Below are 19,568 nucleotides of genomic sequence, written 5' to 3'. Positions count from 1 at the left end.
ATTCATTCTTCAATATAAGCTTACTAATCTATTGAAGTCACGAACTATTTTCTGGATATGCGACCCAGTTAAAAAGGAAGGAAAGAGGTTTTTTCTTTATTCATTTTCAGCAAGGTTTAACAATGCCATTGCACAACTAACGCTGGTAGCAAGAACATCAATAACACCTGTTCTTAATGCTCCCATAATAGAGAGTGCTTTACGGCTTTCACTGGCCATGGCAATAACATTCGATATTTGACGGAGATCTTCCATTTCAAGTCCAATTACACGGCCACGCATTAACGTATCTGCGTTTGTGCCATCTAACTTAAAGAAATCAAAACCACCGATATCACCGACAATACCATCGTTTAATCGTGCTTCCACAAACTCTTTAGGAGTGAAAAATCCTAGTTTAACCATATGGCTATTTTCATCCATATCACCAATACCTACTAAAGCAAACTCGGCTTTACGGGCTTGGTTTAAGGTCTCTTTGATGGTGGTATGCTCCATAAAGGCTGAGCGAAGGTTTGGATCATTCACATAAGCAGGCGCATAAAGGGTCTCACTACTGCCGCCGTATTTTTTGGCTAAACGACGGCAAATATGGTCGGCATTAATAATATCACCGCTGCGATGAGTCCCGCCAATAGCAGAAACGAATCGAGCATTACGATGAGAGACAATACCGGCATGATCAGCAACGGCAGCTACATTTTGGCCTTGACCAACAGCGACCGCCATATCATCTTGTAAATTATTGTTTAGATATGAACTGACTAAAGCAGCGACTTGTTTACGTTGTTCATTAGTATTAGGTTGATCCAACGAAATAAGCGCACGTTTTAGATTGAATTTCTCAACCAATTTTTGTTCTAGTTGGGCACTGTAGACCGGGTGGAATTTTACCGTAATTTCGACTATACCTTCTTCTCGTGCTTTTCTTAGCATTCGGCCTACTTTGGCGCGAGATAAACCAAACTTTTTCGATATTTCTTCTTGAGTAGCTCCTTCTTGGTAATAAAGAATCGCAATTTCAGTCAGCATATCTGTGTTTTCAGTTTGATCTTGTGAAGGCAATAAGGTCATGCAAATGGTCCTAACTTAATAATTCAGCAAGAGTGATTGGTTTAGATATCAACCCAAGCTTTTGTGCTGGCGTAGTGCCAAGTTTATCCTGATGACAGAGATTATGCCACGCTCTGAAAATATCGAGTAGTGGAAGAAGGCTGGCAGGACGTAATTTGCGCCTTGGTTCATTCACTAGCGTAGTAAACTGAGTATAAAATCGAGCTTGATACTCCGCCGCCGCCGCCGCTGATGCACGTTTAAGCCAGTAGACTTCATTATTCTCTGCCCCATTTAAGTGACAAATACCTTTGTGTAAACCATTTAATTCAGTAAAAGCCCAACGGTCTCTCCACCAACCAACAAGGTGGATATCAATTTTTTCTCCGCTCTGTTCTAGTGGGAATTGAGTGTCTTGGGTTACATATAATAAATCAATGCTGTTTTCAGTAATTCGATTTAAAAATACTGACATTGCAGCCGAACGCAACATTGGCTCTTGAGGCATATATATTTCAATAGATTTACAATGAGCAAAGGCTTGTTGGATCTCTAAAAAATGGGCATAAGAGGTATACGGAGGTCTAATTAATGCCCCTTTAGATGGATAATTTAGCGACACGTAGTTTCCCAGAGGGTCTTCTACATTTGCTCTTGCTAGTATTTCTTGATACTTCGCATCAACACGCTTAAAAATAGATTGCTCCATCACTGAGCTTTGAGAGTTAGCTTCCCCAATAAAAGCGGTTGGTAAAAATTGTGCATTATCCTGAAAAGGGTCATGGTCAGATTGTATTCCTGGTGAATCACATTCTGAGTAATTAATATGTTGTGCAATAACATAACCTGAATTCATTTCAGCACTGGCATACCAAAATACGCCATTGTTACTTATTGGTTGTAATGAGGTCGCGTTCGAAGCGAGTTGAATTTCGGTTCTGTCGTGCTGTAATCGAGCATCAAACAGAGACATATGACGACGGCAGCGATTCGCTATTTGATTAATATGATCGTAAAAGGTTTTAGGGTTTATATCCAATCGACGGCAAATTTCACGTACGGAATATCCAGTAAATAAAAAACCTAAAATCTTTTGCTGAATAGGGCTTTTTGGGTTTTCTCCTGACCATTTATCCACAAAGGTAGATGCGCAGGCTTTACAACGGTAGCGTTGGCGATCGCCACTGTAACCAAAGGCATGATAAAGCTCTCGATGCGTTAGTACATCAAGACCAAAATGATCACAATTTGAATTATTACAGGAAGGCAAAGAGTGCGATTGAACGGTATGCTGACGAGCCAGTTCATTCAATACTTCATTATTATTGATTAAGGGAGGAAAAGCGCCACATTTCCGACAAACTAATGCCGGTCGCTTAGGGTTAGTACGTTGAACTAAATAATGTTGTTCATCGCTATCACCAAAATTGTCACACGCCAATGTTTTACAAAAATTGAGTTGTAACCCTTTAGCAGCCAACGGCAGTTTTTCGGTCGGCACTAGACACCCCTTATAGATAGAGAGCGCCAGAGTTTATCTGGCGCAGCATAATTACAGTTTGATTGCTGTTTCTAGCGCAACGGTCATCATGTCATTGAATGATTTTTGACGGTCTTCAGAACTTAGTTTCTCACCACGCTTGATGTGATCAGAAACTGTTAGGATAGTTAGTGCTTTAGCACCTAAGTCAGCGGCTACACCATAAATGCCTGCCGCTTCCATATCAACACCTAAAATGCCTAATTTTTCCATTTTGTCGAATAGATCAGCTTCTGGTGAGTAGAAAAGATCAGCAGAAAAAACATTACCAACTTTAACAGGAACATTTAATTCACGAGCTTGGCCTACCGCTGTTTCTAAAAGGCCAAAGTCAGCGATTGCTGCGAAATCGTGATTGTTAAAGCGGATACGGTTTACTTTAGAATCAGTTGATGCCCCCATACCTATAACAACGTCCATTAACTTAACGTCATCATGTACTGCGCCACAGCTACCAACACGAATTACGTTTTTCACGCCAAATTCTGCGATAAGTTCATGAACATAGATACAGCAGGATGGAATACCCATACCGTGACCCATTACCGATACTTTTTTACCTTTGTATGTACCTGTGTAACCAAACATATTACGTACATCACATACTTGCTTTACGTCTTCTAAGAAGTTTTCAGCAATGAATTTTGCACGAAGTGGATCACCAGGCATAAGAACAGTTTCTGCGAAATCACCAGCTTGAGCATTAATGTGTGGGGTAGCCATAATAAGGTCTCCGGTTTGAAAAATTAAAAATTAAATCAGTGTAACTAAATTTGTTGAATTATCTTTCTCGATATGTGGCTATTTTATGCCTATCTTTTATAGCGTCATGAGATTGTGGTCACATTTTCTCATAGAATCTTGATTAATTTTATTGTTGATAACTAAATTTGTTGAAAGTGACGGGGCAATCGCAACCTTTTGTTAGTCTTAGCTTTAATACATGGATTAAGTTTTTTTATTTCTGTGCCTCAATTAGATTGAACTTGATGGTGGGTAGGAGGATGATGCAGAAAAGCGCATTTTTTGTGTCGTAATAATGTAAGTGAGTAAATTAGATGAAAGCAGAGAATAAACAATATGCAGTGATTGGCTTAGGTCGTTTTGGATTAACAGTATGTGAAGAACTACATCAATATGGATCTCAAGTATTAGCTATTGATATCAATGAAGAGCGAGTAAAAAAAGCAACCGATTTTGTTTCTACAGCTGTTGTGGCAAATTGCGCTAATGAAGAAACTATTGCAGAATTAAAACTTGATGAATACGACATGGTAATGGTTGCGATTGGTTCTGATATTAACGCAAGTATTTTAACGACCTTGGTACTCAAAGAAGCAGGGGTTAAAACGGTTTGGGTAAAAGCGAATGATAAATTTCATGCAAAGATACTCACTAAAATTGGTGCTGATCATATTATTCTTCCTGAGCGCGATATGGGGATCCGAGTAGCAAGAAAAATGTTAGACCGTCGTGTATTTGAGTTCCATCAATTAGGCAGTGGCTTAGCAATGACAGAGATTGTCATTGGAGGGCAGAACATGGGTAAAACTTTAGGTCAGCTTGATTTTTGTCAAATGTCGGATGTGAAGATTTTAGCACTTAAGCGTGGTCCTGAGATTGAAAGTGCTCCAGAACACAGCAAAATATTAGAGATCGGTGATATTTTAATTATCGTAGGTCCTGAAGATAAATTAGCAAAAAAAATTAGAAGCTTATGAGTTATATCCCCAAGCGAGGCTTATATCCGATAAAGAATAACCAAAAAGCGAAAGAGTGGTCTGAACCGAGGATTATACTTTTTTCGTTTTTGGCTATTTTATTACCCTCGGCTATATTGCTGACGTTACCCGTTTTTTCTGTTTCTGGTTTAAGTTTCGTTGATGCATTATTTACAGCGACATCGGCGATCAGTGTAACTGGACTAGGTGTGGTTGATACAGGCACGCACTTTACTATCAGTGGTAAGATCCTACTTATGTTTCTGATGCAGATTGGCGGTCTAGGGCAAATGACACTATCAGCCGTTCTATTGTATGTCTTTGGTTTACGTTTAAGCTTACGCCAACAAGCATTAGCTAAAGAAGCATTAGGCCAAGAGAAAAAAGTAAATTTACGTAAGTTGATAAAAAGTATTATTTGTTTTGCATTAATTGCTGAGCTTATAGGCATGATAATCCTCTCTTTTCGCTGGGTGCCTGATCTTGGTTTAGCTAAAGGACTGTTTTATGCAGCATTTCACTCTATTTCAGCATTTAATAATGCAGGATTTTCTTTATTCTCGGACAGTTTAATGGGATATGTTGGTGATCCTCTTGTTATATTTACGCTGTCATGTTTGTTTATTGGAGGAGGGCTTGGTTTTACTGTTATCGTCGATTTAGTCAAAAACAGCTCAAAAGGGTTTAGTCGTTTACAACTGCATACAAAAATAATGATCATTGCAACACCAACCTTATTATTGATTGGTACTCTATTTTTCTATGTTCTTGAATATAATAACCCGAGTACGCTAGCGTCATTATCTGTAGGTGATAAATGGCTAGCGGCTTTTTTTCAATCCGCTAGTGCGCGTACTGCTGGTTTTAATAGTGTAGATTTAACGCATTTCACCCAACCTGCGTTGTTTATCATGATCATACTCATGCTTATTGGTGCTGGCTCAACATCTACGGGGGGGGGCTTAAAAGTATCGACGATTACCGTTGCGGCTGTTGCTACATGGACTTTTTTACGTCAGAAAAAGCACGTTGTTATGTTTAAAAGAACCGTTGGCTGGCCAATCGTAACGAAATCATTGGCTATTATTGTGGTTAGTGGCTCGTTATTGTCCATTGCAATGTTTACTTTAATGCTCACTGAGCAAGCTGGTTTTGATAAGGTCATGTTTGAAGTGATTTCAGCTTTTGCCACGGTAGGCTTAACGGCGGGTTTAACGGCTGAGCTATCAGAAGTAGGAAAATGCATTATGGTTATCGTAATGGTCATTGGTCGAATTGGACCATTAACCTTAGCCTACATGTTAGCAAGACCAGAAACATCTTGCGTTAAATACCCTGAAGATACGGTACTAACTGGTTAATTTAAATTAAGAAAAAAAGTATTAGAAGAGGGTACCTATGAAAATGGGTACCCTCTTTATTTAAAAAAGATAGTTTATTACTTCGTTAGCCCACAGGAAGTAAATTACTACTGATATTATTGCAAAAATACCCCATGCAATAGCTGCATTTTTCATTTTTGGGCTAGTTCCTGCCACGTTAGCAATCCCTGTGAGCATGGGAATAATTAAATTTATTCCTTTTACTCGATAAAATATTACGGCAGCGATATGTAAGCCAATAAAACCAAGAAGAACATTAAATACTTGATGATGTATTGAGGTTAATAGGCCGCTGGTTTCATAACTGACTAAAGAGGCTAACGGCCCTTCTGACAAAATATCATCATTGCTGAATAAGCCTGTTGTTAATTGAAATACCAATAAAAAGAAAAGCCCCAATACCATATAGCCGCCAGCGGGGTTGTGTCCTACAGCCTGTGATACTTTTCCAGATTTTATCGCTGTAAGGTAGTTGATGGCTTTTTTGGGCGAAGTTACAAAGTGAGTAAATCTAGCGGTATCACTGCCAATAATACCCCATAAGATCCTTGTGCTTAATAATGCCATTAATAGGTAAGCAAGAGTAAAATGCCACTCCATTAATCCTTCTTCTGCAGTATACCAAAGTGAGCCAAGTAAAATGACTTGGCCCCAATGATAAACTCGGATAAAGCTATCCCAGATTTTCATGTATATCCTTTAATTTTTCAATATTACTTATTTTGCTTTGTAATCAGAATGACAGGATTTACAGTTTTTAACCATTTTACCAAATGCTTTACGGATAGCGGCTTTGTCGCCTTTATCGGCAATACTTGCTAGAGAGGCGGTGTCTTCTTGAAACTGTGCGAGACGTGCCTCAAAATCAGGAAAGTTAGTCCACACTTTAGGCAGTGCGTTGGTTTTACCTTTATCTGACCCTTCTACATAAAAAGCATCAAGCGGCATTAGAGAAAGTTCAGATAGTTGATTTGCACGTTTAGCAAAAATAGCATCGCTCCAATCTGTTTTTCCTTTGACCATTTCTCCCATTTCACTCACGTTACCAGCAATCATGGTAAATACGGCTTGGCGGTATTTAATCGCTTTATCTGCTTCGTTAAAAGTGTGGGCTAAAACAGATGTTGAAGCCAAAAGAGTCGAAGCGATAACCAGTGTTTTAATTCTTTTCATTATTGAGACTTCCTTGATTTGTAATTATTTTAAGTTACTATTATATGAAATGAGGAACAAAAGAAGTAGTTGGTTATCACAATATTTACACATTCTTTACACTTCCATTGAGGGATGAAGTAAATCGTTAAGATTATTTGATAGCTGCAACAAAAAGCAAAATGCGTATAATAGTCGTGTTATTTTTTAAGTAGGCTTGTCAGTTTTTATGCGAATTTTAAATATTACAACGCATCCGGATCTAAAACATTTAGATAATCAGAAAATTCTTCAACGTAACGCGACTCGTGCCATCGTATTGAAAGGGGAAGATATTCTTCTTTTATATACTGAGCGTTATCATGATTACTCGTTACCTGGTGGTGGTATTGATGAAGGGGAAGATGTTATTGCGGGTTTGGTTCGAGAAATAGAAGAAGAAACGGGTGCTAAAAATATTTCTAATATTGAACCATTTGGTATTTATGAAGAGTTTCGCCCTTGGTATAAGCATGAATGTAATGTTTTACACATGATTTCATATTGTTATACCTGCGATGCGGATAAAGAGCTTGGTGAGACGAACTACGAAAGTTACGAAATCCGAAATGGTATGAAACCCGTTTGGATTAATATCCATGAGGCGATTGCACATAATGAAGATATCATCATGAACAGTGATAAGAAAGGGATGAGCATTGAGCGTGAAACTTTCTTACTGCATTTAATTGCCAAAGAGCGTTTACATGTTCAATAAAGAACAGATATTAAAACTAACTCAAATGAAAATGCCTTTTGGTAAGTATGCCGGCCGGGTACTTATTGACTTACCTGAAGAGTATCTTTTGTGGTTTGAACGCAAAGATGGCTTTCCTAACGGAGAGTTAGGTGAGCTAATGGCGTTGTGTTTAGCGATGAAAATAGAAGGGTTAGATGAGGTTATTCGACCATTAAAATATCAATAACCGCAGCATTAATGAAAATAAAGCATGAGAGTTAAATTCATGCTTTATTTATTTGTTATTTGAATTGAGATTCGCCAGTTTTAGCGCGTTGAAAATCTTCTTGTAATTCATTTGATGTTTCGTTTTGTAAATAGTTTAGCGCAGCGCAAAAACTACTTGTCTCACCGTATACTTCGCGTGAACGATCAATATGACGCTCTGCAGTACGTCTTACCTGAGGGCTATTTTGAGAGTTACTGTATTGTACTTGTTTATCAAATACTTCTTTAACGTATTTTTGCTGACAAATATCTTCATTTTCAGGGGTTGCTACAATATTAGCAACAGAACCAAATGAAATGAATGTAAGTAATAAGGCGTAGAATTGGCGCTTTATCATACTGGCATAAACCTTACTTTAATAATGTTTATCGATTCTACTTTTACAGTATGTGGAGTGCAATACTGGAAAGGAAATAAATCACCATTAATGGGTTACTGCTCTGTAAGTGAGTAACTGATAAGGTTGTTAATATAAAGGTAGTATCTAATGTTATTATTCACTCATTATGTTGAATTTAAGATCTTCATCACTGTAACTCCGTGGGTTGCCTTTTACTATAAAAAAAGACTATGGAGAATACGATGATTAATAAAACAACAATAGCACCGCAAGGTCCAGAATTTTCTGAACTTGTTCAGGGGTACTGGCGACTTGGTGATTGGGGTATGACGCCACAACAACGGTTAACTTTTTTAAAGCAACACATTGATTTGGGTATTACAACCGTTGATCACGCTGATATCTATGGCGGTTACCAATGTGAATATTTGTTTGGAGAAGCTTTATCCTTAGAACCTTCTGTTCGTGATCAAATAGAGATTATCACTAAGTGTGATATTAACTTATGTACTTCAGATTTTCCAAATAGAAAAATTAATCATTACGATACCTCAAAAGAACATATTGTTAACTCAGTAAATAATTCACTTTCTCGCCTTAATATTTCTGAAATTGATGTACTCTTGATCCACCGTTTAGATGCATTAATGGATGCAGATGAAGTAGCTGATACGTTTAATCAACTCCAGAAAGAGGGTAAGGTTAAACATTTTGGTGTGTCTAACTTCACGCCAAGCCATTTTGATTTATTGCAATCACGCCTGGATAAACCATTAGTGACTAATCAAGTTGAAATTAACCCGCTTAATTTTGAAGTGGCGCATGATGGTACGCTTGATCAATTACAGATGAACCGTATTAAGCCTATGGCATGGTCATGTTTGGCGGGAGGAGAGCTTTTCTCTGGTCAGTCAGAGCAAGCGATTCGTGTCCGAAATGTACTTGAAGAGCTAAAAGAAGAAGTTGGAGCGAAAAGTATTGACCAAGTGATTTATGCTTGGGTGCGTAAGTTACCGTCAAAGCCCCTACCTATTATTGGTTCTGGTAAAATTGAACGTGTGCGAGCGGCTGTTGATGCAATGGGTATTAATTTAACTCGTGAACAATGGTATCGCGTATGGGTTGAGTCAAAAGGCCACGGTGTTCCATAGACACAGCATCCAGATTCAATTGGATACAAAAATGGGATGCCAATTAGCATCCCATTTTTATTTAATTAAATAGATCTTAATTATTTAACAAGCCATTCAATCGCTTCACCAGCACGAATTGGAACAACAAAGTCATTACCAAACGTCATTGTTTCAGGAGCGATCCACGCTTCTTTTACAAGAGTAATCGTATCAGTGTTGCGAGGAAGGTTGTAAAAATCAGGACCGTTGAAGCTTGCAAATGCCTCAAGGTTTTCTAATTTTCCTTCGTTCTCAAATACTTCAGCATACAATTCAATTGATGCGTGAGCGGTATAAGAGCCAGCACAGCCGCACGCCGCTTCTTTTTTGTCTTTCGCGTGTGGTGCAGAGTCAGTACCAATAAAGAATTTAGGGTTACCGCTTGTTGCTGCTTCAACTAAAGCTTGCTGGTGCGTATTACGCTTCAAAATTGGCAAGCAGTAGAAGTGAGGCTTAATGCCACCCACTAACATATGATTGCGGTTGAACAATAAATGGTGAGCTGTAATTGTTGCCGCTACGTTAGGGCCTGCATTTTTAACAAAGTCTGCCGCATCTTTTGTTGTGATGTGCTCAAGAACAATTTTTAGCTCAGGGAAATCATTAACGATAGGCGCAAGAACAGTATCAAGAAAGGTTTTTTCACGGTCAAAGATATCAACATCATGTGTTGTCACTTCACCATGGATAAGAAGTAGCATACCTTCTTCTTGCATGGTTTTTAACACAGGGTAAACCTTGCTAACGTCACTCACACCAGAATCTGAGTTGGTTGTTGCGCCAGCAGGATAAAGTTTAGCTGCAACAATGTGTCCGGTTGCTTTCGCTTTACGGATCTCATCTGAGGTTGTCTTTTCTGTTAGGTATAATGACATGATCGGAGCAAAAGTATCAGAAGAGTTTGCAGTTTGAATGCGGTCACGGTAGCTAAGTGCTTGTTCAGTTGTTGTTACTGGTGGAACTAGGTTTGGCATAATTAATGCGCGGCCATTATAACGACCAGAATCACGGACAGTGTCAGTTAATACATCGCCATCACGTAAGTGTAAATGCCAATCATCAGGACGAGTAATTGTTAAAGTTGTCATTTGCTGCTCCCACCAGAAAAAGAAATAAGAGCCTAAGAATTATCGAGTTAATCGTTTGCTTAGGCGAAAGGATTCTAAAGCAAAATGAATAAAACAAATAGGATAAAGTCGAAATTAGTAACAAATTTGACTTAAAAGGTAAAAGAAAAGAGAATGTGCTCAGTATTTATACAGAAGCAAGAAAACGATACGTTATGAAAAAGAATAGAAAAGAAGCGATGCCAGCTTCTGAGCATGAGCATGAGCATGAGCATGGCAGAGGCACTATTAAAGATAACGCCTTAAAAGCCGTTGTTACAAGTCAATTATTTACAACAAGGGTAATGAAACCGAAAAAAGGGAAGGGCAGCTTTGCTCGTAAAGACAAATATAAAGGGTTTAAAGAGCCCTATTCAAAAGCAGCGTAAGTTTTTGAATAGGGCTTTTGTGATCTAGCTTTGATTTTTATTGCTATTTGAACAAATATCCATCATTTAACTCATTGAAATGAAAAAAGAACTTTACCTCTGCGCTCAGTGTGGCATTATCTATCTCGTTCGACGATGTGCGTACATCGTATAATGGCTATTACCTCAGCCTTCCAAGCTGATGATGCGGGTTCGATTCCCGCTGTACGCTCCAATCTCTTTTTATCTTCCTCAAGAGATTGTTTCTGTTTTAAAATCCCAACTTATTGAAAATGATGCACTTAATGGAGTGTTTTGTCGTATTTGGCATTTTACAATAACGGTATACTACCTTCTTTTTGATTGATAATTAACCGCGTTACTTGGTAAAAACCATAAATTTTTCAAATATTTAACTCTAGGTCACTTAATTGTTATTTTTTTCAATCTATACTGATGATAACTATAACAAAATAAGAGGTCGCCTTATGTCAACTTTACCTCTCACGCATAAGCAAGTGTATCGTTCTGCAAACCTTGATGAAAATACTTGTAAATCAACAAAATACATTACACCCATTGATGAAATTGTAGGGCAAGACAGAGCGCAACAAGCCGTTGAGTTTGCTATGTCTATTCCTGATCGAGGCTATAATATTTACGCTGTTGGTCAAAATGGTCTTGGTAAGCGTACCATGGTATTGCGTTATCTTAAACGTCATAACCCAGCGGGTAATGGAGTATATGATTGGTGTTATGTTACTAATTTTGATGATACTCGAAGCCCTAAAGTACTAAAATTGCCGATTGGAAGTGGGTTAAGCTTTAAAAAAGAAATTGAAAAGATAACCTTAAAATTAGTAAAAGCGATCCCATTAGCGTTTGATAATGAGCTTTATTACACAAGAACCGGAACATTAAAGAATCAATTGGTTGATAAACAAGAATCTTTGCTTGGTACATTAACTCAAGAAGCAAAAAGCAAAGGGATCAGTCTTGCTGTAACTACACAAGGTGACTATCAATTTATTGCCATGAATGGTGAAGAGCTTCATACCGAAGAAACGTTTGATGCGTTAGATAGACAAGAACAGCGTCAGCTTGAGTCTATTATTGATGAGCTGGAAGTTAAGTTACGCAGCCATGTTCGACAACTGACGGAATGGGAAGATAAGTATTCTGAAAAAATTGAAAAGCTTAATGAAGAAGTGGTTTCTCAGGTATTAACCGTTAACTTCGAAGCGATTAAAAATAAATACAGTGACTCAAAAGTTATCACTCAGCATCTTAAAGAGATGGAAAAGGATATCTTAGAAAATTTTGATGTTTTTCTTCAAGAAGGTAAAGAAGATGCTGAGTTAGCGTATGCATCGCTAGAGAAAAAATTACCAAGAAGATATCAGATTAATTTACTTGTTAGCCAAAAAGATGAACAGTTTCCACTCATTGTAGAAGAGAGCCCGAGCTATCATAATTTGTTTGGCTATATCGAAAATGCAACATTTAAAGGAACGGTCTTTACGGATTATTCTTTAATTCGAGCTGGGAGTCTCCATAAAGCAAATGGTGGTGTATTGCTTATGGATGCAGTGAAAGTGCTTGAGAGACCGTATGTTTGGGATGGGTTAAAACGAGCGCTACGTTCTCAAAACTTGAATCTGAGTTCACTTGAAAAAGAAGTAACACTTTCTGGTACGGTTTCTTTAGAGCCAGAGCCAATTCCGCTCAATGTAAAAATCATTTTATTTGGTGACTATCAAACCTATCAATTGCTTCAGCATTATGACTCTGAATTTAGTGAGCTTTTTAAAGTGACTGCTGATTTTGAAGACGATATGCCAAGAACTGAGGCTTCAGAGTTTCATTATGCTCAGTTCATCTCCAGTATTGTTCATGATGGAAAGATGCTTCAATGTGATAAAAAGGCAATAGAGCGAATTATCGAGTACAGTTCTCGTCAATCAGGAGATCAAAATAGATTATCTCTACACTCTGCTGATATTTCTAATTTATTAAAAGAAACCAACTATATAGCGAAGACAGCTAATTCAAATATGATTCGTTTAAAGCATGTAGAACAAGCATTAGCGAATAAAGAACATCGAGTGAATCGAGTACAAGACGGGGTAATGCAAAGCTTTATTAATGGTACAACTTTAATGGAAACGGATGGAGGAGTTGTTGGGCAGGTCAATGCATTATCTGTATTATCGACGTCAAATCATCAATTCGGTATGCCAAATAGAATCACGGCAACAACCTCTTTTGGTAAAGGTGAAGTGTTTGATATTGAAAGAAAAGTAGAGCTTGGAGGCAGTATCCACTCAAAAGGAGTGTTTATTCTTAGTGCTTACTTATCTTCGTTATTTGGCAATGAAAAAAGAATCCCATTAAAAACCTGCCTTGCATTTGAGCAGTCTTATGGTGGTGTTGATGGTGACAGCGCATCAATGGCTGAGTTTTGTTCTATTATCTCCGCTTTTTCTGAAAAACCAATTCGTCAAGATATTGCAATTACAGGCTCTATGAATCAGTTTGGTGAAGCGCAGCCAATTGGTGGCGTGAATGAAAAAATTGAGGGGTTTTATCAGGTCTGCAAAATTAAAGGGTTACAGCCAAATCAAGGCGTGATTATCCCTCAATCTAATATTCAAAACTTAATGTTAAACAGTGAGGTGACTCAAGCAATAGAAAAGGGAACTTTTACTATTTGGCCTGTTAAACACGTAAGTGAGTCTATTGAATTATTGATGAATTCTCCTATTGAATCAGAAAGTGGTGAGGGGATATATAACGTAATACGTTCTAAATTAATCTCTTAAATAAAAAGCAATAAAGAAGGCATAGGATCATTTTTATGCCTTTTTTTATATTGTTATAAGTGAATTGAATTAGTAATTAAAACGGTGATATAATCATCAGAAGATAACAATAAAATAAAAAGCGCTTTCTTCAAGTGTATTTTATTTACTGTAATTTGTTTATTCAAATGTGCTCAGAGGCTTTACTATGTACCATCCCTTATCTCCCCGACTGGATTACAGTACGTTCCTTGTCGTGCGTGGCAAAAAAACGTATATCGAAGAAAATTTGTTATTACGAGTTAAACCAGTAGATATAGCGGGGACTGAATATTGGATCCCTATTGGAGTAAATTGGAATGATGGGCAATCAACTAAACGTCGTCGCATGGAATTTGCACAAGTTCGATTCGCTCGTAAAGGACAACCTTATTATAGTAAAGCTTATTACGCTGATTTTGATAATGAAGAAGATGACGTAGATGCACGTTCAGAGGCAATTATTGAAGCGGCGTGGTCAATTGCAGAACTTGTTGAGCAAGATGAATATGAAACGGCAGACGCGGCTCGTAAGGTAAAAACGTTTACTGCAAAATCTGCATTTAAAGGCCTACACCCAAATATTCAATTAAAATTGTCAATGGTTAATGGTACGCCTTACGTTAATAGTCATTTTGAACGACATGAGAGTAAATCATGCTATCGTTCACATAACTTTTCTCGTAGTTTATATAACGTTAATTTTGATGATCTTGGTGCATTTCTTGCTGAATTAAATGCAATAGGTGAGGTATTAGATACTTACTTAAAAACAAAAGATGCAGACATTAAAACATTTAAACCAAGTAAAACATTAACAACAACACCATTATCTAAATTTGAAATGCGTGAAATTTGCGATCAATTAATTCAGAAAGCAATGGATGGTTGCATGACTGAGTTTAAAGAGACTTGGTTTGAATTTAGAAGAAAACCAAAGCAAATATTAATGATTGAAGCGGATGATAAATCTCATTTTGTTGTAAAAAAAGAATTTGTTAAGACAGGTTCGAAGATAGAACTGAACAAATTTAAAGCTTGTACTCACCCTACGCATGTATTACGAAAAGTTGCGTTAATGAAGGCTAATTATAATTGGGCAAATTATAAAAATGAGCGTAAAGCAGAATCGGCAAAAGGTAAGTACTTCAATTCTGCTCATCCTTCATCTGGTGTTACTGGGGTCGTTGTTAAAGTTACAGAAGCTGAAACGATCTATAAAGGGATTATTGGGCAAACACCGCGAAGCAGCTATAAATTTAAAATATTTTCAACGAAAACAATGAGTGATAAAAACGCATTTATTGCGGCAAAACAAGCCTATCTTGAAGCGATGGGTGAGGAAGCATGGTCTGACTATAAACTGACAAAAGAGTTTTCACTTTATAAAGCTAAGTAAAATACTTCTCTTAATTTAGTCGATAATTAAGAGAAGTGAATCGTGGTTATTGTTTATCTGTGAAGATACTAAGATCTAGCTCTAATGATGGGCCTAACCACACAGCAGAGCTAGTATGATCAAGGTATTCATTGTCAGTTAAAGGATGAATTAATATAGATAATTTACCTCTATTGTTTTCTAACCATGCCATCACTGCATCGTAATTATGATCTTTAAACGATACTTGTTGACTCCAAACTGGATGAGGTCCGACAGGTTTTTGATTCACTTTTCCTAATTGGTATCCAAATTTTTCATGCAGCTGTTCCGTTAAACTAACAGCAAAATCGATACTTGTTTGATCGAAATAAACGTGAACATGATAACCATTGATGTCTGATTCGTGCATACTATCTTCTTAAATAGGAAATATAAAAAAGGCCAAACCGAAGTTTAGCCTGATTATAGCTCATTTTAAATGAGAATGATTATTCCCAATCTAGAATAACTTTACCTGACATACCAGAGCGCATCATATCAAAGCCTGCTTGGAAGTCGTCAATTTTGTAGTGATGAGTAATGATCGGGGTTAGATCTAAACCTGATTGGATCAAGCTTGCCATCTTGTACCACGTTTCAAACATTTCTCGACCATAGATGCCTTTAATTACCAAGCCTTTAAAGATCACTTGGTTCCAATCTACCGCCATGTCTGATGGTGGAATACCTAAAAGAGATATTTTACCACCGTGGTTCATGTTAGTTAGCATGCTATTGAATGCTGATGGAACACCAGACATTTCTAGACCAACATCAAAGCCTTCAGTCATGCCAAGATCTGACATTACATCTTCAAGCTTTTCGTTCATCACGTTAACAGCGCGAGTAACGCCCATTTTTTTAGCAAGATCTAAGCGGTATTCATTTACGTCAGTAATAACTACGTGACGAGCGCCTACGTGTTTAGCAACAGCCGCAGCCATGATACCAATTGGACCAGCACCTGTGATTAGAACGTCTTCACCAACTAAGTCAAATGATAGAGCTGTGTGAACCGCGTTACCAAATGGGTCGAAGATAGATGCAAGATCATCAGAAATTCCAGCAGGGATCTTAAATGCATTGAATGCAGGGATAACTAAGAACTCAGAGAATGCACCAGTACGGTTAACACCTACACCTGTTGTATTACGGCACAAGTGAGTGCGACCGCCACGACAGTTACGACAATGACCGCAAGTGATGTGACCTTCACCAGAAACACGGTCGCCAATGTTAAAACCACGGACTTCTTGTCCAATACCAACCACCTCACCTACGTATTCGTGGCCTACAACCATAGGAACAGGAATGGTTTTTTGTGACCATTCATCCCAGTTGTAGATATGTACATCAGTACCACAAATTGCAGTTTTCTTAATGCGGATAAGAAGATCGTTATGACCCATTTCAGGTTTCTCAACCTCGGTCATCCAGATGCCTTCTTCAGGTTTTAGTTTTGAAAGTGCTTTAATTTTCATTATTTGATGATCTCCATGTCTTTACCCACTTGGATAAAGGCATCAATTGCGCGATCTAACTGCTCACGAGAATGAGCCGCTGACATTTGTGTACGAATACGAGCTTGGCCTTTAGGCACTACTGGGAAAGAGAAAGCAACAACGTAAATGCCTTTTTCTAATGCACGCTCTGCGAACTCAACAGCGACTTTTGCGTCACCAAGCATGATTGGGATGATGGCGTGGTCAGCACCACCCATAGTGAAACCTGCCGCTTCCATGCGAGTGCGGAAGTGTGCAGAGTTTTCCCATAAGCTTGTACGTAAATCACCAGACTCAGCCAGTAAATCAAGAACGCGAATAGAAGCAGAAACAATCGCAGGAGCAACAGAGTTCGAGAATAAGTACGGACGAGAACGTTGACGTAACCAATCAATCACTTCTTTTTTGCCAGAAGTATAACCGCCTGATGCACCACCCATTGCTTTACCTAGCGTACCAGTAATGATATCGATGCGGTCAATAACGTCATGATGCTCATGAGTACCTGCACCGTTTTCACCCATAAAGCCAACTGCGTGAGAGTCATCAACCATAACAAGAGCTTCGTACTTATCAGCTAAGTCACAGATAGCAGGAAGATTAGCAACTACGCCGTCCATTGAGAACACACCGTCGGTAACGATAAGTGTATGACGTGCACCGGCTTCTTTTGCTGCGATTAATTGTTCTTCTAATTCAGCCATATTGTTGTTTGCGTAACGGAAACGCATTGCTTTACAAAGGCGGACACCATCAATGATTGATGCGTGGTTTAAAGCATCAGAGATGATTGCATCTTCTGCGCCTAAAATCGTTTCAAATAAACCCGCGTTTGCATCAAAACATGATGTGTAAAGAATGGTGTCTTCTTTACCTAAGAAAGTAGATAGTTTCTCTTCCAGTACTTTATGTGAGTCTTGAGTACCACAAATAAAACGAACAGATGCCATGCCAAAACCATGCTCATCCATGCCATTTTTTGCCGCTTCAATTAGAGCTGGGTGGTTAGCTAAACCTAAGTAATTGTTTGCACAGAAATTTAGAACTTCTTGACCAGTAGAAATAGAAACAGATGCTTTTTGAGCTGAAGTAATAATACGTTCTGATTTATATAGACCTTCGTGTTTTACTTCTTCAATTTGGTTTTGTATTTGTGTGTAGAATGCAGAAGACATTGTGTTCCCTTCTTTTAGTTATGATAAATAGATTCTAATTCAAATCAATTACGACTATTATCCCTAAAAATGGAAAAGCATTAGTGAATCATGGTCACAAATAAACTTATTACTTTATTACCAGACTTAGCAACATATATAGTAGTTGTTAATGAAGGTAGTTTTACTGCTGCTGCTAAGAAGTTAGGAGTAACTCCTTCTGCATTGAGTAAACTAATTACTCGATTAGAAAATGCGTTATCAGTTAAACTCTTTGAGCGTACAACCCGCAGTTTATTGATTACTGAATCGGGTAAAAAAATATATCAGCAATCCGTCATTATGGTGGAAGCGGCACAGCAAGCGATTGATATCTCTAGTTCTGAACATATCGTTCCATCTGGAAGTTTAACGGTGGCAGCACCAAAGGCATTTTTAACTATTGTGCTTCAACCGCTCGTTACGCCTTTTTTGACTAAGTACCCTAAAATCCAACTTAAGCTAAGAGCGTCAGATGGCGATATTGATATGATAGCTCAAGGCATTGATGTGGTTTTTCGCTTAACTGACAAGCCGACCGAAGGACTGATCATGAAAGAGATCGGTAAAGTTAACCTTAGCTTATGTGCGAGTCCTTCTTATATAGAGAAGAGAGGATTGCCAACCAACCCACACGATCTTATTCATCATGACTGTCTGTATTTAGGTGAAACTACAACGGATCATATCTGGGAATTTGTTAAAGCTGAAGAAAGTCATATTATCGCTGTTACTGGGCGCTATGCTGTCAATCATTCACAAATGAGATTAAATGGCGTTAAAGATGGCTTTGGGATCGGTATTTTTCCTGATTTTGTGATTAAAGATGCATTGGATAATAAAGATGTTGTCCCTGTACTTTCTGATTGGAAAATCAAAGGGAATTATCATGGCGTAATAGCCATGCAATATGCTCAGAATAAATATATGCCTTCGCGTTTAAAAGTGTTTACTGAATTTGTAAAAGAGAACTTAATGAAAGGGCAGACTAAATGATGGAGAAACTCGAGTTACGCTTACTAAGAGGCTTACCTGGAAGCGGTAAATCAACATTAGCACAAACGTTGGGATTGGTGCATCTTGAAGCGGATCAGTTTTTTGTTAGTGAAGAAGATTTATATTGTTTTGATGGTACTTTATTAAGTTCAGCTCACCAATGGTGTCAGTCGCAGTGTGAATTTAATTTATATCATGGAAGAAGCGTGGTGGTCGCGAATACTTTTGTGAAGCAATGGGAAATGGATGCATATAGAAAGATAGCTAAGAAGTATAATGCCGAATTACATATAGAAGTGTGTAAAGGACAGTTTAAAAGTATTCATAATGTCCCTGAGAGTGTAATAAAGAGAATGAGGAAAGAGTGGGAACAATAAAAGTGGTCTTAATTGAGGTTCTTGCTTGTTTTTTAATCACTCGGTTTTTTATGTTTAAAAAGGCCTTGCAACTCGTTATTAAAAGTCTATAATCCGCTCCCGTTGTCACAATAAACTATTCTAATAATGGTTATGTACAGCAAGAAGTGAAACATTGACGCGAACGGAGTCTTCAAAAGTTGCTTGCAGCTTACTTTTAGTAATTTAGATGACACTTCACGCAAAGCAAAGTGAAAACTTAGCTTTGAGCTCTTTAATAATTAGACCTTAGCAATCTGTGTGGACACTTATGGGTTGATAGTCAAAATGGCATTATCCATTTATGGGTAAGCAACTATCAATGAACTGAGTGGCTACACAAATTTATTTATGTAACAAATCAGTATTAATCATTGAGTC

Annotated in this window: 20 protein-coding genes and 1 tRNA gene; 11 read left to right on the top strand and 10 right to left on the bottom strand. The window is 37.9% G+C overall.

Annotation, left to right across the window (positions count from 1 at the left end; all coding sequences use genetic code 11):
• Positions 1-96 precede the first annotated feature (96 nt).
• The 3 genes from PVK71_RS09265 to deoD are packed head-to-tail and all read right to left on the bottom strand — an operon-like array spanning position 97 to position 3,316.
• Positions 97-1,074: a sugar-binding transcriptional regulator gene (locus PVK71_RS09265; protein ID WP_130046356.1), complete on the bottom strand. Its 978-nt coding sequence runs from the start codon at positions 1,072-1,074 to the stop codon at positions 97-99.
• Between the two features lie 10 nt (positions 1,075-1,084).
• Positions 1,085-2,554: a lactate dehydrogenase gene (locus tag PVK71_RS09260; protein ID WP_274418326.1), complete on the bottom strand. Its 1,470-nt coding sequence runs from the start codon at positions 2,552-2,554 to the stop codon at positions 1,085-1,087.
• Between the two features lie 51 nt (positions 2,555-2,605).
• Complete coding sequence (gene deoD, locus PVK71_RS09255; RefSeq protein ID WP_130049011.1) at positions 2,606-3,316, bottom strand: purine-nucleoside phosphorylase; 711 nt, start codon at positions 3,314-3,316, stop codon at positions 2,606-2,608.
• A gap of 335 nt (positions 3,317-3,651) precedes the next feature.
• Between deoD and PVK71_RS09250 the strand changes: the two genes are divergently transcribed.
• Together PVK71_RS09250 and PVK71_RS09245 are read left to right on the top strand one after the other, a co-directional pair.
• Positions 3,652-4,314 carry a potassium channel family protein gene (locus PVK71_RS09250; protein WP_130046359.1) on the top strand — a complete coding sequence of 221 codons (663 nt, stop codon included), beginning with the start codon at positions 3,652-3,654 and terminating at the stop codon, positions 4,312-4,314.
• Complete coding sequence (locus tag PVK71_RS09245; protein WP_274418328.1) at positions 4,311-5,675, top strand: TrkH family potassium uptake protein; 1,365 nt, start codon at positions 4,311-4,313, stop codon at positions 5,673-5,675. Before PVK71_RS09250 ends, PVK71_RS09245 begins: the two co-directional genes overlap by 4 nt.
• A 60-nt stretch (positions 5,676-5,735) precedes the next feature.
• On the opposite strand, the gene PVK71_RS09240 is transcribed toward PVK71_RS09245, so the two are convergent.
• Entirely contained in the window at positions 5,736-6,386 is a 651-nt protein-coding gene (locus PVK71_RS09240; protein WP_274418329.1) for a cytochrome b/b6 domain-containing protein, read from the bottom strand.
• 27 nt (positions 6,387-6,413) lie between these two features.
• Positions 6,414-6,869, bottom strand: coding sequence for a c-type cytochrome (locus PVK71_RS09235; protein ID WP_130046362.1), 456 nt, complete (start codon positions 6,867-6,869; stop codon positions 6,414-6,416).
• 208 nt (positions 6,870-7,077) lie between these two features.
• On the opposite strand from PVK71_RS09235, the gene PVK71_RS09230 reads away from it, so the two are divergent.
• On the top strand, positions 7,078-7,605 hold the full coding sequence (locus PVK71_RS09230; protein WP_130046363.1) for an NUDIX hydrolase: 528 nt from the start codon (positions 7,078-7,080) through the stop codon (positions 7,603-7,605).
• On the top strand, positions 7,595-7,813 hold the full coding sequence (locus tag PVK71_RS09225) for a DUF3820 family protein (RefSeq protein ID WP_130046364.1): 219 nt from the start codon (positions 7,595-7,597) through the stop codon (positions 7,811-7,813). The genes PVK71_RS09230 and PVK71_RS09225 overlap by 11 nt, the downstream gene beginning before the upstream one ends.
• A gap of 55 nt (positions 7,814-7,868) precedes the next feature.
• On the opposite strand, the gene PVK71_RS09220 is transcribed toward PVK71_RS09225, so the two are convergent.
• Positions 7,869-8,192 (bottom strand): hypothetical protein, encoded by a 324-nt coding sequence (locus PVK71_RS09220; RefSeq protein ID WP_130046365.1) that lies wholly within the window; start codon positions 8,190-8,192, stop codon positions 7,869-7,871.
• A gap of 245 nt (positions 8,193-8,437) precedes the next feature.
• Here PVK71_RS09220 and PVK71_RS09215 point away from each other — a divergent pair, with 245 nt between their 5' ends.
• Positions 8,438-9,346 (top strand): aldo/keto reductase, encoded by a 909-nt coding sequence (locus PVK71_RS09215; RefSeq protein ID WP_130046366.1) that lies wholly within the window; start codon positions 8,438-8,440, stop codon positions 9,344-9,346.
• An 80-nt stretch (positions 9,347-9,426) separates the two neighbouring features.
• Here PVK71_RS09215 and pyrC read toward each other — a convergent pair whose 3' ends face one another.
• Positions 9,427-10,455, bottom strand: coding sequence for a dihydroorotase (gene pyrC / locus PVK71_RS09210; protein ID WP_130046367.1), 1,029 nt, complete (start codon positions 10,453-10,455; stop codon positions 9,427-9,429).
• Between the two features lie 194 nt (positions 10,456-10,649).
• Between pyrC and arfA the strand changes: the two genes are divergently transcribed.
• From arfA to PVK71_RS09190, 4 genes are all read left to right on the top strand, one after another.
• Positions 10,650-10,862, top strand: coding sequence for an alternative ribosome rescue factor ArfA (gene arfA / locus PVK71_RS09205; RefSeq protein WP_274418330.1), 213 nt, complete (start codon positions 10,650-10,652; stop codon positions 10,860-10,862).
• A 139-nt stretch (positions 10,863-11,001) separates the two neighbouring features.
• A tRNA-Gly gene (locus PVK71_RS09200) sits at positions 11,002-11,076 on the top strand.
• 253 nt (positions 11,077-11,329) lie between these two features.
• The gene (locus PVK71_RS09195; protein ID WP_130046369.1) at positions 11,330-13,663 is read left to right on the top strand and encodes a Lon protease family protein; all 2,334 of its coding nucleotides are present in this window, start codon (positions 11,330-11,332) and stop codon (positions 13,661-13,663) included.
• 187 nt (positions 13,664-13,850) lie between these two features.
• A complete protein-coding gene (locus PVK71_RS09190) occupies positions 13,851-15,080 on the top strand; it encodes a hypothetical protein (RefSeq protein WP_274418331.1) in 1,230 nt (409 codons plus the stop codon).
• 46 nt (positions 15,081-15,126) lie between these two features.
• Here PVK71_RS09190 and PVK71_RS09185 read toward each other — a convergent pair whose 3' ends face one another.
• From PVK71_RS09185 to PVK71_RS09175, 3 genes are all read right to left on the bottom strand, one after another.
• Complete coding sequence (locus PVK71_RS09185; RefSeq protein WP_274418332.1) at positions 15,127-15,471, bottom strand: DOPA 4,5-dioxygenase family protein; 345 nt, start codon at positions 15,469-15,471, stop codon at positions 15,127-15,129.
• A gap of 79 nt (positions 15,472-15,550) precedes the next feature.
• A complete protein-coding gene (gene tdh, locus PVK71_RS09180; RefSeq protein WP_130046474.1) occupies positions 15,551-16,582 on the bottom strand; it encodes an L-threonine 3-dehydrogenase in 1,032 nt (343 codons plus the stop codon).
• Positions 16,582-17,778 carry a glycine C-acetyltransferase gene (locus tag PVK71_RS09175; protein ID WP_130046473.1) on the bottom strand — a complete coding sequence of 399 codons (1,197 nt, stop codon included), beginning with the start codon at positions 17,776-17,778 and terminating at the stop codon, positions 16,582-16,584. The genes tdh and PVK71_RS09175 overlap by 1 nt, the downstream gene beginning before the upstream one ends.
• A gap of 90 nt (positions 17,779-17,868) precedes the next feature.
• Here PVK71_RS09175 and PVK71_RS09170 point away from each other — a divergent pair, with 90 nt between their 5' ends.
• Positions 17,869-18,792, top strand: a complete 924-nt coding sequence (locus PVK71_RS09170; protein ID WP_130046472.1) for a LysR family transcriptional regulator — start codon at positions 17,869-17,871, stop codon at positions 18,790-18,792.
• Positions 18,792-19,169 carry an ATP-binding protein gene (locus tag PVK71_RS09165; RefSeq protein ID WP_130046477.1) on the top strand — a complete coding sequence of 126 codons (378 nt, stop codon included), beginning with the start codon at positions 18,792-18,794 and terminating at the stop codon, positions 19,167-19,169. Before PVK71_RS09170 ends, PVK71_RS09165 begins: the two co-directional genes overlap by 1 nt.
• The last annotated feature ends 399 nt before the right edge of the window (positions 19,170-19,568 follow it).

This window comes from Aliivibrio sp. S4MY1 (genome assembly GCF_028765545.1).
In the GTDB taxonomy this organism is placed as follows: domain Bacteria; phylum Pseudomonadota; class Gammaproteobacteria; order Enterobacterales; family Vibrionaceae; genus Aliivibrio.
The sequence above is the reverse complement of the archived record's forward strand: the minus strand, read 5'-3'. Positions and strand labels throughout refer to the sequence as shown.

What these genes read in the sequence shown, in the direction of transcription:
- PVK71_RS09220 (WP_130046365.1), bottom strand. Translation starts at nt 8,192, where the DNA reads ATGATAAAGCGCCAATTCTACGCCTTATTACTTACATTCATTTCATTT.
- tdh (WP_130046474.1), bottom strand. Translation starts at nt 16,582, where the DNA reads ATGAAAATTAAAGCACTTTCAAAACTAAAACCTGAAGAAGGCATCTGG.
- PVK71_RS09165 (WP_130046477.1), top strand. Translation starts at nt 18,792, where the DNA reads ATGGAGAAACTCGAGTTACGCTTACTAAGAGGCTTACCTGGAAGCGGT.
- PVK71_RS09230 (WP_130046363.1), top strand. Translation starts at nt 7,078, where the DNA reads ATGCGAATTTTAAATATTACAACGCATCCGGATCTAAAACATTTAGAT.
- PVK71_RS09175 (WP_130046473.1), bottom strand. Translation starts at nt 17,778, where the DNA reads ATGTCTTCTGCATTCTACACACAAATACAAAACCAAATTGAAGAAGTA.
- PVK71_RS09225 (WP_130046364.1), top strand. Translation starts at nt 7,595, where the DNA reads ATGTTCAATAAAGAACAGATATTAAAACTAACTCAAATGAAAATGCCT.
- PVK71_RS09235 (WP_130046362.1), bottom strand. Translation starts at nt 6,869, where the DNA reads ATGAAAAGAATTAAAACACTGGTTATCGCTTCGACTCTTTTGGCTTCA.
- PVK71_RS09240 (WP_274418329.1), bottom strand. Translation starts at nt 6,386, where the DNA reads ATGAAAATCTGGGATAGCTTTATCCGAGTTTATCATTGGGGCCAAGTC.
- PVK71_RS09185 (WP_274418332.1), bottom strand. Translation starts at nt 15,471, where the DNA reads ATGCACGAATCAGACATCAATGGTTATCATGTTCACGTTTATTTCGAT.
- arfA (WP_274418330.1), top strand. Translation starts at nt 10,650, where the DNA reads ATGAAAAAGAATAGAAAAGAAGCGATGCCAGCTTCTGAGCATGAGCAT.
- PVK71_RS09170 (WP_130046472.1), top strand. Translation starts at nt 17,869, where the DNA reads ATGGTCACAAATAAACTTATTACTTTATTACCAGACTTAGCAACATAT.
- PVK71_RS09190 (WP_274418331.1), top strand. Translation starts at nt 13,851, where the DNA reads ATGTACCATCCCTTATCTCCCCGACTGGATTACAGTACGTTCCTTGTC.
- PVK71_RS09215 (WP_130046366.1), top strand. Translation starts at nt 8,438, where the DNA reads ATGATTAATAAAACAACAATAGCACCGCAAGGTCCAGAATTTTCTGAA.
- PVK71_RS09245 (WP_274418328.1), top strand. Translation starts at nt 4,311, where the DNA reads ATGAGTTATATCCCCAAGCGAGGCTTATATCCGATAAAGAATAACCAA.
- deoD (WP_130049011.1), bottom strand. Translation starts at nt 3,316, where the DNA reads ATGGCTACCCCACACATTAATGCTCAAGCTGGTGATTTCGCAGAAACT.
- PVK71_RS09250 (WP_130046359.1), top strand. Translation starts at nt 3,652, where the DNA reads ATGAAAGCAGAGAATAAACAATATGCAGTGATTGGCTTAGGTCGTTTT.
- pyrC (WP_130046367.1), bottom strand. Translation starts at nt 10,455, where the DNA reads ATGACAACTTTAACAATTACTCGTCCTGATGATTGGCATTTACACTTA.
- PVK71_RS09265 (WP_130046356.1), bottom strand. Translation starts at nt 1,074, where the DNA reads ATGACCTTATTGCCTTCACAAGATCAAACTGAAAACACAGATATGCTG.
- PVK71_RS09195 (WP_130046369.1), top strand. Translation starts at nt 11,330, where the DNA reads ATGTCAACTTTACCTCTCACGCATAAGCAAGTGTATCGTTCTGCAAAC.